This window comes from Limosilactobacillus portuensis (genome assembly GCF_014838735.1).
Classification (GTDB): Bacteria; Bacillota; Bacilli; order Lactobacillales; family Lactobacillaceae; genus Limosilactobacillus; species Limosilactobacillus portuensis.
Window position 1 is genome coordinate 1 of the sequence record NZ_JABUXQ010000007.1, and the last position, 15,367, is coordinate 15,367.

Consider the following 15,367-nt stretch of genomic DNA (forward strand, 5'->3'; position numbering starts at 1 on the left):
TGGATCTAATTTGCTACTCCTTCTTTTACTATTTCTCCTTTTATCTGCATGATTCTGCGTTAAATAACGCTTAATAGTTCTCGGATCACAATTATATTTGCGGCCTAAGGCCGCATAATTTAGTTTGATTTTGGTCATCTTGAATAACATTAACTCCTTTTTCAACTCTGATTTCATACAATCACCTCAAATAATTGATGAAACCAGTATAAAGAAATGTAGGAAATCCGACAATTTCAAATCGGTGATTTCCTACATTTTAAAACCGTTGTTAACATCGAGCATGGGCAGGTAATCGTTGGGATAATTGGGCACTGTTGAACCTTACAGTTGAACAATAGGAGGTGAAATCTGATGAAAGCATTTATGTATGATCAACATTATGGGTATCTATTAGCTGAAATTGAAGTCGTTGATGCCAATAATTTACCGCCATATACGACAACGGTAGTGCCAGATCCAACCAAGAGCTATCAAAAGTTCAATGGCACTGAGTGGGTTGGCGGAATGGATAATGCAACATTCCAACAACAAGTGGAAGCCACAATTCAGCAACAGCAAGCTAACATTAAACCAAGTGAAAGTGCACAGGCTATGAATACCCTTGGTTTACAAGTTGCGTCATTAACAGCTGAAAATAAGCAATTAAAGCAGTCAATTAATCAGCTAGGCTTGCAGTTAGCACAGTTAACCATGAAAGATAAGAAAGAAAATGGAGGTAACTAATTATGGATTGGATGGAATTTGTTAAAACGATGTTTATCCTAGGTAATGTAGTAACAGGGTATGTTAATGTGGTAATCACACCAGAACAGTACAAGCAAATTACTGGTAAGGATTACGTGGCACCAGCTACGGTTGCCTAGATAGTAAATTAGATAGCTGGATATAGCTAACACATAGTCGCCGAAGAAATACACAATACATAGTAAAAAGCGTACGAAAGCGTTAAAAATTTAACGCAATCGCACGCTTTTATTATGGGCGGCTATAAAAAAGGCAGGTGCCAAAAAGGCATCCACCCACACCGGCTTGTGAGCTGGAAAATACTCACTACACACGATGTAATCTTTATCTGTAAACATATTATATCATAAATAATCTTTGTAGATTGGAGGTGAATACATGCATAGCATTGCGGGGTATTCGTGGGATGAGCTGTTGGCAATCGTAACTATTTTTTCAATCGTTGGTGGATTCTTGATTTGGTTGCTTAACTTAGCAATTAAGAATGGAACTGAAAAGCTGTCAAATGTGGTAAAGGATCTGATTGTAAAGATTGATAACCTAAGTCACACAATGGATTCGATTGAATCAACAGCCAATCGGACAGCCGATCGGGTTGATTCACTAGAAGATCGCTTTGAGGAGCATATTGGTGAGGCAAAAGTACGAAATACAAGGATTGCCAATTTAGAGCATGAAGTATTTAAGAAGGGTGACAAATAATGAATGAAATTATTAATGCAATTCCGGAATATGTAATTACAGCGGTTGTTTCTACCGCTATTTTTTATCTCATGAATGCAGGGAAGAACTTACTACACAGCAAGGTTCAACATGCCAAAACTACTCAATCAAAAGAGCTGTGGAGCTTCATTGAACAGGTTGCTAATACGGCAGTCAACTCCTTAGTAAGTAAGGACATTACTGGTGATGCTAAGTTCGCCCAAGCAACGGCAATTGTACAAGATGCACTTGCTAAGCAAGGCTTTACTAACGTTGATGTCAAATCAATTGAATCAGCGGTGCAGTCAGCTTATGAGAAATCGCCTTTAACATCGCTCACATTTGTAAAGCCAAATTCGGACGCTTTGGGACAAAAAGCACATGCTAGTGTCCCAGATGGTAGTGTAAAGGCAATTGACCCTAAGGAGGTAAAGTAGTATGCTTAACCCATTTATTGATGTTTCAAGTTACCAACCTGATACGGTAGCATTTTTTCAAGCAGCTAAGAATCAAGGAGCACAAGGGGTTGTTGTAAAGCTAACTGAAGGTAGTGAAGATGGCTCTAATTACATTAACCCACGAGCAGCGGCACAAATTCGCAATGCTCTGGCGGTGGGCTTAAGGGTAGCTTGCTATCACTTTGCTCGCTATACTTCAATTCCGGATGCACAAAATGAAGCCCGATTCTTTGTCAAGGTTGCTCGGCAGTATGGCATGTATGACGATACCTTGATGATTGATGATGCAGAGGTTAACTCAGCAAGTGATTATCAAGGAGCTACCTTAGCCTTTCTGCAAGAAGTAGAAGTACTTGGCTATAAGAGCACTGGTGTCTACTCAATGAGGAGTTTCTTTACTGGTGGCATTCTAAATAGTCATGGCTTTGGCAACCGGAAGAAGTGGGTTGCTGGCTATGGGGTTACTTCACTAGGAATCGACAATGCGAACGCTTGGCAATATACCGATCACGGTATTATGGGGATTGACACCAGCCTTGATTTTGACGGCGCCTTTACTACTGGCGAAGCAAGCGGTAGTGTACCAAGTACCCCAGTACCAGCACCGCAACCAGCAGAACATGTTGGTAAATCAGCTACCGGGACATATATTGTGCAATCAGGCGATACCCTAAGCGGAATTGCCGAAAAGTACAATACAACTTGGCAAAACTTAGCAGCGATTAACAGTCTGGGCAATCCTAACCTGCTTCAAGTAGGCCAAGTATTAAAGGTGACAGGTAATGCATCACCACAGAATACTTATTACGTTCAAGCGGGCGATACGTTAAGTGGGATCGCCAGCAAGTTTGGTACAACCGTCTCTGGTTTAGTAAGCCTTAACCACATTGCTAACCCCAACGTTATCTATGTGGGACAAAAGATTATTCTTGGCGGTACTGGTCAATCTAACGCTTATACGGTCAAGGTTGGCGATACCCTATCCGGAATCGCTTCTGCTCACGGGACAACTTGGCAGGCATTAGCAAGTAAGAATCACATTGCTAATCCAAATATGATTTTCGTTGGTCAAACAATTCAATTATAGAAGTTAATCCCTAGTGGTAGTTGCATAATGCAATGGCTGCTAGGGATTTTTGGATTATATTGATATTTAAAATATAATATATGGAATATAATCACATTTTTTTGTGATTATATAAAGAAAATATGATAGTATTTTGTTTAAAAGAGGATGGTGGATATGCTAATAGAATTTGGGTTGGAGAACTATACTTCTTTTAAAGAGAGGGCACTTTTCTCAGCAGAAACCGGTGAAAGATTAAGAAAATATAAATATACAAACACATTTGAGAATGATGACATATCTTTGTTGAAAAATATTCTTATATTTGGGTCAAATGGAGCAGGAAAATCACAGTTACTAAATGGACTGGGACGCATGCAAAATATGATTATTCGTGGAACTCAAACAGTAACAGATAAATTAGAATATACTCCTTTCTTGTTTAATCCTAAAACGTCAAACAAACCAACTAGTTTCTACGTTAAGTTAAAAAGAAAAGAAAATATATATGAATATTCTTTCTCTTATAATTCAAATACTATTACTAAAGAAAAATTAGTAGTAATTATTGATGGTAAAAGCAAGACTTACTTTAATAGAAAAAATAATGAGTTTGAAAAGATTCCAAAATTATTAACTAATTCGATATCAAAATTAAGAAAGAATGAACTGTTTCTGTACTTAGCTCAGCAAGAAAATGATGAATATGCTTCTGAAGTATACAAATGGTTTGTTGAAGATCTAATGTTTGTTAATACTTCAGTTAGAATACCTAATGATTTTTTGAAATTGATGCAGCAACCAGATTTGAAAAAAGAGATGGTAAGCTTTCTCAACTTTGCTGACTTTAATATAACAGACATAAAAGTTAGGAAACTTTCTATAAATATTCCCGAAAAGGCTCAGAAAATTCTTCAAATGATGGATCAAAAAACACCTCAAAATATTTTGCAATTATATACTGTTCATGAGGTATATAACGATGAGGGAAAACTTAGTGGAAAAGAAGAATTACCATTAGAAATGGAGTCAGTCGGGACTCAGAGATTATTTTTTATTGTTTTGGCTATGATCTTTTCTCAGATAAACGGGAATAGTAAAACGCTAATTATTGATGAATTTGATGATTCACTTCATCATGAATTAGCGTCAGCTTTGGGCAATATCTTTAATTCAAAGCAAAATAATAACCAGTACATTTTAACAACTCATGATTATAATCTTTTGGATAATGATATTAGAATTGACCAAATCTATTTTGTTGAAAAGAACTTTATGGGATGCAGTAAGCTTGAGTCGGCATTCGATTTTACTGATTCAAGGACTAATGCAAGGCATGATATTAATCTTGCAAAAAAATATATTCAAGGAGTATACGGTGCAGTTCCGGTTATTGATATTGAAGGACTTACAAATGTTCTAGAAAATGTTAATAAGAAACTTGGAGGTACAATACATGGGTAGAAAAAGGGGGCATAAAAAGAAACGTCAAATAATCGGAATATATTGTGAAGGAAAATCAGAAGAACAGTATTTTAAAATGCTTAGTCAGAAGTATAATGCTAGAAATGTACATTCGCAAAAGTTGAACATAAAATCATTAGGTGAATCAGGAGAGAAATTAATAACTGAAGCAAAGTTGAAGGGAAAAAATAATAATGAGAGTAAAATATATGTAGTATTTGATAGGGATGATAAAACCATAGATGATATTCAACGTTGCCAAAAGATAGCAAAGCGCAAGGGTGTTACTATATTATTTAGCAGTGTAAGCTTTGAAATATGGGTTCTGATGCATTTTGAACCCGTTATGCGCTCCTATACAAGAAAACAATTGACGAATAAATTATCTACAAAAAAATATTTTAATCAGGACTATGAAAAATTTAAAGGATCTAGCTATAGACCATATTTATATAATAAAGTTTAAGAAGCGGTGAAAAATGCTAATCAACTTGAAAATTTTCATAGTAATATGGATAAGGATGATCCTTATGTAAATATTCATAAATATTTGAAGGAAATTTTTAGGGTGGATATACTTTAAATTGATTTAATCTATTTTTATTTCCGTAAAGCGAACAGCAGTTTATGTTATAATGCAGGCAAGTTAAGTTTGAGTGGACCAGATAGCCCGGCACCTCATTTGAGGTGTCGGGTGTGTTCTACCGGTAGACGAATGGTAGGTTTAAATTGAGTAATCACTGAAATTACTGTGCAAATATTAAAGCATAAAATCAATAAAAAGCTTGTAATGATAGTGGTTCGAGATATGTACGAAATGCTGAAGAAACGCAATCGTAAATCCGTGGTGGTACTGATGGTTCAACCATTTCTTATAAGGGCTTGCCAACACCAAACCTGTTTGCTGGTGGAGAAAATATGCACAGTCGGTTTGAATATGTTTCTCTGCAAACAATGGAAAAGGCACTAGATGTTCTTCTTAAGATTAATGAATTAAATAGTGTGAACTAATGAATATTTATTAAAAATCGAAATTACGGATAACACACTAACATAAATGATGGGCTTCAGTAATCGGTAAAACCGAATTCTGAAACCCATTTGTGCTTTCTAAGGACCAGCTGCGTGTCGACGGGGACGTGAAAACAAAATCAGAAATGATTTCTGTCACGTTCCCATATTTTCACCTTTTTAAGTAATTATTCAGTTTTGCCTTGCATTCAAGCGAATAGTTCGGTAAGATATCAATTGTTCTTAATAGTAATTATTACTCTTAAAAGGGGAGAGCAGAATGAAGAAATATTTTATCGGTGTAGGGTGTCTAGTTAGTCTATTACTAGTTGTTTTAGTTTTATCTTGCATCCCGTTTAAAACGCACAATATTGACAAAAAGCCAATCCAAGTAGTTACTAGTCTCAATTTTTATGGGGAAGCAGCTAAGCAGGTTGCCGGAAAGTACGGTAAAGTAACATCAATCATTGATAATGCCTCTGTTGATCCTCATGATTACCAGCCAGGAACCGCTCAGGCTAAGCAGGTAGGGAATGCCAACGTGGTGGTTGAAAACGGTTTAGGTTATGATGAGTGGTTGAATAAAGTTGTTAAATCTAGTAGTCATCGGCATTCTCAAGAAGTAATTAATGTTGGCCAGCTGATGGGAAAACATTCCGGGCAAAATGAGCACCTATGGTATGAACCGGCAACGATGAAAAAATTAGCTCAACAATTAGCTCATCAATATAGTAAACTTGATCCAGCGCACCGTGCCTACTACCATAAAAACGCCCAAAAGTACATCGATTCTTTGAAACCGTTAGATCAGGAAATCGCGAAAATTAAAGCCAATGTTAATTCGGAAAATAATAAGGTTGCGGTTAGTGAACCGGTTTTTGATTACTCATTAACATCGCTTGGCTACCAGATAGTGGATCAGCATTTTGAGAAAGCAATTGAAGATGGCAATGATCCATCGCCACATGATATTCAACAACTACAATCTGCGATAAAGAACCATCAGATCGCTTTTTTTGTCGAAAATTCTCAAACTAGCGACCATGTCGTTAATGGATTAGTAAAACTAGCCCGTGAAAATCATGTTCCAGTGCTTAAGGTAACGGAAACTAAACCAAATAATGCTAAAAGTTATCAGGAGTGGATGCTTTCGCAGTATCGGAATCTTTCGCGAATTCAGCAGGAGGAAAAGTAAAAATGTCAATTGTTGCAGTTAATGATTTAACGGTTGCCTATGGTAATCATCAAGTGATTGATAACTTAAGCTTTAATATTAACCAGGGAGATTTTTTGGTAGTTATCGGGGAAAATGGTGTTGGTAAAACAACTCTTGTTCGCTCAATGTTGGGTTTCATTAAGCCGCAAAAGGGTGAAATAATAATTAGTCCGCAAACCAAAATTGGCTATGTTCCGCAATTTCGGAATATTGATCAGGAATATCCGCTTTCAATTCGTGATTTCATTGCGTTGAATGTTCAGCATAGCTTTCTCCCGTGGTTGAGAACGAGTGAACGTCAACGGGTAGACGAAATAATTAGTCAAACTAACTTACAAAAGATTGCTGATCGGCCGTTAGGGCTGGTGTCTGGTGGAGAAAAGCAGCGAGCATACTTAGCGCAGGCACTGCTTCCCAAGCCTGGCTTATTAATTCTTGATGAGTCAACAGCTAGTTTGGATAATGAAATGAAGTATGAATTATTGGATCTTGTTACCCGTTTTCAACAGCAGGGATTGAGTGTAATGTTTGTTACCCATGATTGGGATCTAGCTCAACATTATGGAACTCGTTTCCTTCAAATGACTGGGGATGGTTATTTGACAGGTCCAATTAATGAACTTCCTCACCCGGAAAAGGAGGCTGAGTAATGTTAACGCTTAGTTTTATGCGTCATGCTTTTGTTGCTAGTACCTTTATTGCAATAGTTAGTGGCTTTGTTGGCGTTTTTGTTGTTGCCAGAAACTTATCCTTTTTAACTCATACCTTATCGGAAATTGGTTTTGCCGGAGGAGCATTTGCTGTCTTTATTGGCTGGCCAGTCTTGAACGGAATGATCCTTTTCACAATGCTTAGTTCGATTCTTGTTGGTCAAATGAGTATTAAAGAATCCCGTCGTGAGGCAGTAACGAGTGCAGTCTCCGCTCTTTTTATTGGCTTAGGGATCCTGTTTCTTTCTCTAAGCAGTAAGAATGCTAGTTCAGCAACTAATATTTTGTTTGGTAGTGTTGTCGGGATTAACTTAGGTGAAGTTCAACAATTGATCTGGTTATCAATCGTTGTCCTGATGGTAATCTTTATCACCTACCGGCAGCTGAAGTTCACCTCGTTTGATGCTATTGGCGCGCGGGTAAGCGGACTTAATGCTGCACTATATTCAGTCATTTTCTTAATTGTTTTAGCGTTGAGCGTGAGTGTAGCAGCGCAAATAGTTGGTTCATTGTTGATTTTTATTCTATTAACTCTTCCGGCAGCTAGTGCTAAATATTTTACTCATGGAGTTGCTAAAATGATTGGCCTGGCGATCCTCTTTTCCCTTTTAGGAACCTGGACAGGACTATTTCTGGGTTACTTAACTAATTGGCCAGTTAGTTTCTTTATTGCCGTGATTGAAGTTGTAATTTATTGTTGTGCCCTAATTAAACAAAAATATAGTGGGGCGGCATAATAAAAAGAACCAGGAAAGTTAACTTTCCTGGTTCTTTTTATTAGTTCTTTTAGGAATTAGTTTTTTGATGGATCAGCTTTTCGTGTGATGAAGTATACACAGTTAGCGGCAACTAAACCGAATACAACGGCCAAAATACCAGTAAGTAGGTAATCTGGGGTCATTGTTTCTAGTTGACTATCAATGTAAGCTAAGATCTCACCTAAAATGAGAGCAATGACACCAGCACCGATGTTTGCTTCTAATAGTTTCACTCGGAACATCTCCTTATCCATCTCAATTAAAATAATTTTAACACTTACTAAATAATCTCGCTAGCCTTTCACAGCATAATTTAACGACATTTGTTATAATTTCTTAATGAAAGGGGGATGAGTGAAGGTGGATTTTGTACCGCTCCAAGTAAAAAGTAGTTTTTCTCTGTTAAGAAGCCCGATTCGCATTACTGAATTGGTCACAACCGCAAAGGAACGCGGTTACTCTGCAATTGCATTGACCGATAAGAATGTATTATATGGGGCAATTGATTTCTATAATGCCGCTAAAAAAGCAGGTATCAAACCAATAATCGGCTTGCAATTAACAATTGCGTTAAACAATGTTGACGGGACGAACTTGGAATTACTGTTTTTAGCTAAAAATCGGTCAGGCTACCAAAATTTAATGGAGATTTCCACTCGTCAACAAACGAGTGAGCATGATATGCTTCCGTTAACTTTTGAACAAATTAAACCGTTTCTTTCATCACTATACGTTATTATTCCACCGCAATCGACAGTTTTTAGCTGGTTAAAAGCCGAGGATGCAGTTGTTAATCTTCTTCATGAAAGTACTGATCGGGACAGTCTCCTTTTAGGAATTAATCCCCAGTTAGACCAAATTCAACGATCAACACTGAGCCAACTAGCAGCGAGCCATTCTTTACCATTAGTGGGGGTTAGCCCAGTTGAATATTTGAATGCAGATGATCTATTTGCCAGTAAGGTCCTTCAGGCAATTGATGCTAATACTCAGTTAGAAAACGTTGAAGAAAAAGCTAAAGAACTTGGAAAGAACTATCTTCAACCCCAGGCAGATGTTTTAGGGGCCTACCAAGCAGTCGATCTTGAGCAAGCGGCTGAAAAAACGGTCGAAATTGCAGCAAAGTGTAATATTGACTTTGAATTTAAGCAGCCCATCCTCCCGCACTTTGATACGCCAACGGGGAAATCTTCTGCTGAATATCTTCGTTACTTATGTATTGAGGGATTGAAAAAACGGCAGATTGCGCCGGGGTTAAAACTAACTGACTATCAACAACGGTTAACTAAGGAATTAAAAGTAATCCATGAAATGGGATTCGATGACTATTTCCTGATTGTTTGGGACGTAATGCGGTTTGCTCACCGGACAAAAATTACAACTGATCCGGGAAGAGGATCAGCCGCGGGATCATTAGTAGCTTATGCATTAGCAATTACTGATATCGATCCGCTACAATATAATCTTTTATTTGAGCGGTTCCTTAATCCCGAACGAGCTCAAATGCCGGATATTGACCTTGATATTCCTGATAATCGGCGAAGTGAGGTTCTTGAATATGTCCACCAGAAGTATGGACACAGTCGGGTGGCTCAAATTATTACTTTTGGGACGCTAGCCGCTAAGCAAGTTATTCGTGATGTGAGTCGGGTCTTTGGGTTAAACCGTTTTGCAATCAATGAATTAACAGGAGCGCTCCCCCATGGGTTGCACATTAGTCTGGCAGGGAGTTTGAAAGAGTCTCAGCGGTTACGTAACCTTTTGAACGATCACCCAGAATATCGATTGCTATATCAAGTAGCACAAAAGCTAGAAGGTTTGCCTCGTCACTACTCAATTCATGCGGCGGGGATTGTTTTATCTGAAAAGCCGCTTCATGAAATTGTCCCTCTGCAGAACGGAAGTGAAGGGTTATTGATGACTCAGTTCCCAAAGGATACCGTGGAGGCATTAGGGCTATTAAAAATGGACTTCCTTGGTTTGCGGAATCTTTCAATAATGGATAATAGCTTAAAATTGATTCGTCAGCAAAATCCCCAATTTGATCTTTCCAAAATCTCATTAACGGATTCTAAAACGTTAGCTCTCTTCCAAAAAGGGTTAACTGATGGTGTATTTCAATTTGAATCAGCGGGAATTAGGGAAGTATTAGTCAATCTTCATCCTGACAGTTTTGAAGACATTGTTGCGGTTAATGCGCTTTACCGACCGGGTCCGCTTGAAAATATTCCCCATTTTATTGCTCGTAAACAGGGGAAAGAGAATTACCAGTTGCCAGATCCATCACTAGAACCAATTTTGGGAGCAACGTATGGTATCTTAGTCTATCAGGAACAAGTAATGCAGCTAGCATCGGTAATGGCTGGATTTAGTCTGGGTGAAGCCGATCTTTTGCGTCGTGCAATGAGTAAGAAGAAGCGTGCGACAATGGAGGGGATGCGGACTAAATTCATGAAGGGTGCTCAAGCAAATGGCTATTCGGCAGAATTAGCAGAGCGCGTTTTTAACTATATTGACCAGTTTGCTAACTACGGATTTAATCGGTCACATGCGGTTGCGTACTCAAAAATGGCCTTTCAAATGGCTTACCTAAAAGCCAATTATCCTGCTGAATTCTTTACCGCGTTGATGAATGCTGAACCAAACGTCGATAAATTAAAGATGCATGTTCAGGATGCCCGTCGTTCAGGTGTTAAGCTAGTCGGTCCCCGGATTAATGAAAGTCAGCAGCAATTTTCACTGTCTCGGAATCAATTATTCTTCGGCTTGACTGCTATCAAGGGGCTTCGTCGCGACTTTATTCGTGAAATTCTTCAAGAACGAAACCAAAATGGTCCCTATAAGGATATTCGTAATTTCATTTCTCGCTTAGCCAGTAAATGGCAAAAGCCGGAATTAATTGCACCACTGATTTATGCGGGCGCATTTGATGATCTTGGCTATAACCGTGCCGAAATGATTGATGCATTGCCAATGCTGATCTCTGGAATTCAATTATTTAGTAGCACTAATGAATTAGGGGCAGATCCTGAATTGCAGTCTACAATTGCTGCTCGGCAAGAGTATCCATTAACGGAGCGCTTAGCAAAGGAAAACGAATATTTAGGGGTCTATCTTTCAGGACACCCAGTGACCCAATACCAAGATCTAGCAATTAAATACCGAGTCCAGCTAGCAAGTCATCTCCGACCTGGCCAAACGGTTGTGATATTAATGTTAATTAATCGGGTTAAAACAATTCATACTAAAAAGGATCACCGTCAAATGGCATTTCTTTCAGGAACGGACCAGACTGGCGAAATTGAAGCCACAGTCTTTCCGCGGCAATATACCCGATATCAGTCATTATTGAAGAGTAACCAGGTAGTGATGATTACTGGACATACAGAGCAGCGAGAGGGACATGGCCTTCAGGTAATTGTTGATCAAATTCGGGACGCTAATGAATTGCGTCAACAGCAACGCCACACTCAACAACGGTGGTTCTTGCGAATCATGCCAGAAAATGATAATCAGCATGTCCTCCAACAACTTTATCAGTTTATGACAGCTCATCGGGGACCTATTCCAGTGATTATTTATTATCCTGAAAATGACCAAAAAAAGATTCAACCACAGTCACGATGGTTGAATTCACAGGCTGAAACGCGTCAGGGACTGATAAAAATCCTTGGTAAGGACAATGTTGTTCTTAAGCGAAGTCAGCAATGAGTTAAAAAATTAAGAGTTAATGAGATTTATTGAATGATAGCGTTTTCTTGATATCTTTTCACAAAAAAGTACAGACACAGATTTTAAAAAGTGCTATCATAAGGCTGTGCAAATGAGGTATGCGATTGCAAACCGCAGTTGATGCATAAATGCAAAGGAGAGATTCATTTATGAAGAAAACCAAGATTGTAAGTACACTTGGTCCTGCAAGTACAGATGTTGACACCATTGTTAAGTTAATTAATGCTGGTGCAAATATTTTCCGGTTTAACTTCTCACACGGTGACCACCCAGAACACTTGGGTCGGATGGAAAACGTTAAGAAGGCCGAAGAAATTACTGGTAAGCACGTTGGTTTGATGCTTGATACCAAGGGTGCTGAAATTCGGACAACTGTTCAAAAGGAAGGTAAGATTACCTACGAAATCGGCGACAAGGTTCGTATTTCCATGGATCCTTCAATCGAAGGTACTCATGACAAGATTGCCGTTACTTACCCAGGCCTTTACGATGATACTCATGTTGGTGGCCACGTCCTCTTCGATGATGGTTTAATTGACATGTTGATCGACGAAAAGGATGAAGAACACAAGGAACTTGTTTGCCATGTTCTTAACCATGGTGTACTTGGTTCTCGGAAGGGTGTTAACGCTCCTGGCGTTTCTATCAACTTACCAGGAATTACTGAAAAGGATAGCAGTGATATCTGCTTCGGTTTGGATAACAAGATTAATTACATTTCAGCTTCATTCGTTCGTAAGGCTCAAGACGTCCTTGATATCCGTGAACTCCTTAAGGAAAAGAACATGGAAGACGTTCAAATCTTCCCTAAGATTGAATCACAAGAAGGTATCGACAACTTCGAAGAAATCATTGAAGTTTCTGATGGTTTGATGGTTCCTCGTGGTGACATGGGTGTTGAAATTCCTGCTGAAAATGTGCCAATTGTTCAAAAGCACATGATCAAGCGTTGTAACGAATTAGGTAAGCCAGTTATTACTGCTACCCAAATGCTTGACTCAATGCAAGAAAACCCACGGCCAACTCGTGCCGAAGTATCTGACGTTGCTAACGCTGTCTTTGACGGTACCGATGCAACCATGCTTTCTGGTGAAAGTGCTAACGGTGACTACCCTGTTAAGTCAGTTGCCATGATGAACGCTATTGACATTAAGGCTGAAAACCACCTTTGGGAATTTGGTACTGAAAAGTTTGATTGGGATAAGTCAGACGTTACTGAAACTATCGGTTCCGCTGTTGCTAATGCTGCTAAGGACTTAGATATTCACACTATTGTTGCTTACACTGCATCTGGTTACACTGCTAAGATGATTTCTAAGTACCGTCCTAACGCTGATATCGTTGCTCTTACACCTAACGAACGGGTAGAACGCGGTTTGATGATCAACTGGGGTGTTCAACCATTCGTTGTTGACGAAATGAGCAACACTGATAAGATGTTCGACTTGGCTGCCAAGAAGGCTGTAGAACTTGGCTTTGCTAAGAAGGGCGACAAGATTATTGTTGTTGCCGGTGTACCTTTGGGTGTTAAGGGTGCTACTAACATGATGCGGATTAAGACTATTGACTAATTAGTCCTATAAAGTTATCAGAATAATGAAAGAAGTTGAGAGGAACTCTCAGCTTCTTTTTGTTTCCCGTAATACTAGTAAAATTGATTAGAGCCGTGTAAAATTATTTATTAGTAAAATGAAATCGGATTAATGAAAGTGGGATTAGTTGATGAATTCAGCATTAGGAAAAGTTGTTACAGCAGTGATGATTGATGAGAACGAAAAGGATTATTTTGTCCAACCTGATCGTAACGGGCAAACATACCGGTTACCAAAAGACGAGAGCCCTCAAGTCTTGCATATTGGTGGGCAAGTTCGGGGATTTGTCTACGAAAATGAAGATCACCAACTACAAATGACATGTAAGCATATTCCAACCGTTCAGGTGGATCATTATGACTACGGAACTGTAGTTAGTGTCCGTCGAGATTTAGGAGTATTCGTTGATATTGGTTTGCCAAATAAGGATATTGCAGTTTCCTTAGACGATCTGCCATCATTAAAGCACCTTTGGCCACAACCAGGCGATCGGCTTCTCCTCGCGCTTCAAGTAGATGATAAGAACCGGATTTGGGGTAAGCTAGCAGATGAGCAGATTTATCAGGCTATTTCGACTGCTCCTAATAAACGACTGTTGAATCAGGATACTTATGCAACTGTTTATCGATTAAAAATGAGTGGTACCTTTGTATTAACTGATGGTTACCACCTTGGCTACATTCATCCAAGTGAACGTGATCAGGAACCACGTCTTGGTCAACGAGTGAAAGCTCGAGTAATTGGTCTTTCTTCTCATGGCGGATTGAACCTGTCTCTCAAGCCCCGAGCTTATCAAGCAATTAACGAGGATGCAAAAATGCTTCTTGCAATGTTAGAGCATAATCCCAACCATCGTTTGCCATATACTGATAAAACTGACCCAGGTGTAATACGAGAAGTCTTTGGAATTAGTAAGGGACAATTTAAGCGAGCAATCGGGCACCTCTTAAAAGCCGACTTAGTGAGGGAAGAGGAAGGGCAACTAGTTCTCCGAGAAAAGAAGAATGATAATGCAGGAAACAATTGATCACTTTATTAACTATTTAATGACTCAAAAGGGCCGTTCACGAAATACAGGAGAAAGTTATCGCCACGACTTAGAACAATGTGCAGCTTTCTTTGCCGCCAACGGGATTAATACGTGGCAGGAAGTAGACCAGTATGCGGTAATTAATGTTATTGCTGAGATGAAACATGAGGATCGTGCTAGTACCACAATTAATCGGACAATCTCAAGTCTTCGCCAACTTTATCGTTACCTTTTACGTCGACATGAGGTTCAGGTAAATCCAATGGACTATATCGATCTTGAAGAAGTAGCAGTAAGAAAGACTCCCGTAACGTTATCCCAACAAGAGATTGAGCAGTTGTTTGCGATCCCTGACACAACTACGGTTATTGGCTTGCGTGACCGGACGCTGCTAGAGTTGATGTATGGGACGGGAATGCTGGTTAGTGAATTAATAACTTTAAAGCGGTCGCAGATTCATTTTGATTTACAAATCCTGCAACTTCAAGATAATCCTCGTCACCAACGCATTGTTCCTCTTGGTAAAATGGCTAAGGAATGGTTAGTAAAATACCTTAAAGCAACGGCAGACAATTCGAGTGACTATGTTTTTTTAAATGCTCGTGGCGGTCAAATGACACGACAGGGGGTTTGGAAAAACTTTAAGGAGATTGTTAGGAAATCTGGCTTATCAAAGGAAATTACATTACAAACGCTTCGCCATACCTTCACCGCAGACTTATTAAAAAATGGTGCTAGTTGGCAAGCGGTCCAGGCGCTCCTTGGCCGAGAAACTGGTCGAGAAAGTTTTGAGTCGTATACTCGTTTTAATACGCAAGAACTTGTGGCAATTTATCATCGCTGTCACCCACGAGCTTGAATTAATTAAAAAGGGAGGAAAG

Annotated in this window: 15 protein-coding genes and 1 pseudogene; 15 read left to right on the forward strand and 1 reads right to left on the reverse strand. The window is 39.0% G+C overall.

Going from position 1 to position 15,367, the window contains the following annotated elements; genetic code table 11:
• Positions 1-354 precede the first annotated feature (354 nt).
• The 11 genes and pseudogenes from HUK49_RS03215 (at position 355) to HUK49_RS03265 (ending at position 8,111) form a co-directional block, all read left to right on the forward strand.
• On the forward strand, positions 355-726 hold the full coding sequence (locus tag HUK49_RS03215) for a hypothetical protein (RefSeq protein WP_191912628.1): 372 nt from the start codon (positions 355-357) through the stop codon (positions 724-726).
• Positions 727-728: 2 nt separating this feature from the next.
• Entirely contained in the window at positions 729-866 is a 138-nt protein-coding gene (locus HUK49_RS03220) for an XkdX family protein (protein WP_235980952.1), read from the forward strand.
• Between the two features lie 259 nt (positions 867-1,125).
• Entirely contained in the window at positions 1,126-1,449 is a 324-nt protein-coding gene (locus HUK49_RS03225; RefSeq protein ID WP_148444712.1) for a hypothetical protein, read from the forward strand.
• On the forward strand, positions 1,449-1,886 hold the full coding sequence (locus tag HUK49_RS03230; protein ID WP_191912629.1) for a phage holin, LLH family: 438 nt from the start codon (positions 1,449-1,451) through the stop codon (positions 1,884-1,886). The genes HUK49_RS03225 and HUK49_RS03230 overlap by 1 nt, the downstream gene beginning before the upstream one ends.
• A 1-nt stretch (position 1,887) precedes the next feature.
• Entirely contained in the window at positions 1,888-2,994 is a 1,107-nt protein-coding gene (locus tag HUK49_RS03235; RefSeq protein WP_191912630.1) for a LysM peptidoglycan-binding domain-containing protein, read from the forward strand.
• A gap of 156 nt (positions 2,995-3,150) precedes the next feature.
• Positions 3,151-4,437, forward strand: a complete 1,287-nt coding sequence (locus tag HUK49_RS03240; RefSeq protein ID WP_191912631.1) for an AAA family ATPase — start codon at positions 3,151-3,153, stop codon at positions 4,435-4,437.
• Entirely contained in the window at positions 4,430-4,903 is a 474-nt protein-coding gene (locus HUK49_RS03245; protein WP_235980954.1) for an RloB family protein, read from the forward strand. The genes HUK49_RS03240 and HUK49_RS03245 overlap by 8 nt, the downstream gene beginning before the upstream one ends.
• A gap of 374 nt (positions 4,904-5,277) precedes the next feature.
• Positions 5,278-5,448: pseudogene (locus tag HUK49_RS03250) on the forward strand (peptidase T); the annotation flags it as partial.
• Between the two features lie 280 nt (positions 5,449-5,728).
• Positions 5,729-6,643: a metal ABC transporter solute-binding protein, Zn/Mn family gene (locus HUK49_RS03255; protein WP_191912632.1), complete on the forward strand. Its 915-nt coding sequence runs from the start codon at positions 5,729-5,731 to the stop codon at positions 6,641-6,643.
• Positions 6,644-6,645: 2 nt separating this feature from the next.
• Positions 6,646-7,314, forward strand: a complete 669-nt coding sequence (locus tag HUK49_RS03260; protein ID WP_191912633.1) for a metal ABC transporter ATP-binding protein — start codon at positions 6,646-6,648, stop codon at positions 7,312-7,314.
• On the forward strand, positions 7,314-8,111 hold the full coding sequence (locus tag HUK49_RS03265) for a metal ABC transporter permease (RefSeq protein WP_102168658.1): 798 nt from the start codon (positions 7,314-7,316) through the stop codon (positions 8,109-8,111). The genes HUK49_RS03260 and HUK49_RS03265 overlap by 1 nt, the downstream gene beginning before the upstream one ends.
• Before the next feature lie 56 nt (positions 8,112-8,167).
• On the opposite strand, the gene HUK49_RS03270 is transcribed toward HUK49_RS03265, so the two are convergent.
• Positions 8,168-8,374 (reverse strand): DUF2929 family protein, encoded by a 207-nt coding sequence (locus HUK49_RS03270; protein WP_040531151.1) that lies wholly within the window; start codon positions 8,372-8,374, stop codon positions 8,168-8,170.
• Between the two features lie 118 nt (positions 8,375-8,492).
• Between HUK49_RS03270 and dnaE the strand changes: the two genes are divergently transcribed.
• From dnaE to HUK49_RS03290, 4 genes are all read left to right on the forward strand, one after another.
• Positions 8,493-11,843 carry a DNA polymerase III subunit alpha gene (gene dnaE / locus HUK49_RS03275; protein WP_191912634.1) on the forward strand — a complete coding sequence of 1,117 codons (3,351 nt, stop codon included), beginning with the start codon at positions 8,493-8,495 and terminating at the stop codon, positions 11,841-11,843.
• 170 nt (positions 11,844-12,013) lie between these two features.
• On the forward strand, positions 12,014-13,435 hold the full coding sequence (gene pyk / locus HUK49_RS03280) for a pyruvate kinase (protein WP_191912635.1): 1,422 nt from the start codon (positions 12,014-12,016) through the stop codon (positions 13,433-13,435).
• 151 nt (positions 13,436-13,586) lie between these two features.
• Positions 13,587-14,483 (forward strand): CvfB family protein, encoded by an 897-nt coding sequence (locus HUK49_RS03285; protein WP_102168813.1) that lies wholly within the window; start codon positions 13,587-13,589, stop codon positions 14,481-14,483.
• Positions 14,467-15,345, forward strand: a complete 879-nt coding sequence (locus HUK49_RS03290) for a tyrosine-type recombinase/integrase (protein ID WP_191912636.1) — start codon at positions 14,467-14,469, stop codon at positions 15,343-15,345. The genes HUK49_RS03285 and HUK49_RS03290 overlap by 17 nt, the downstream gene beginning before the upstream one ends.
• Positions 15,346-15,367: the final 22 nt, after the last annotated feature.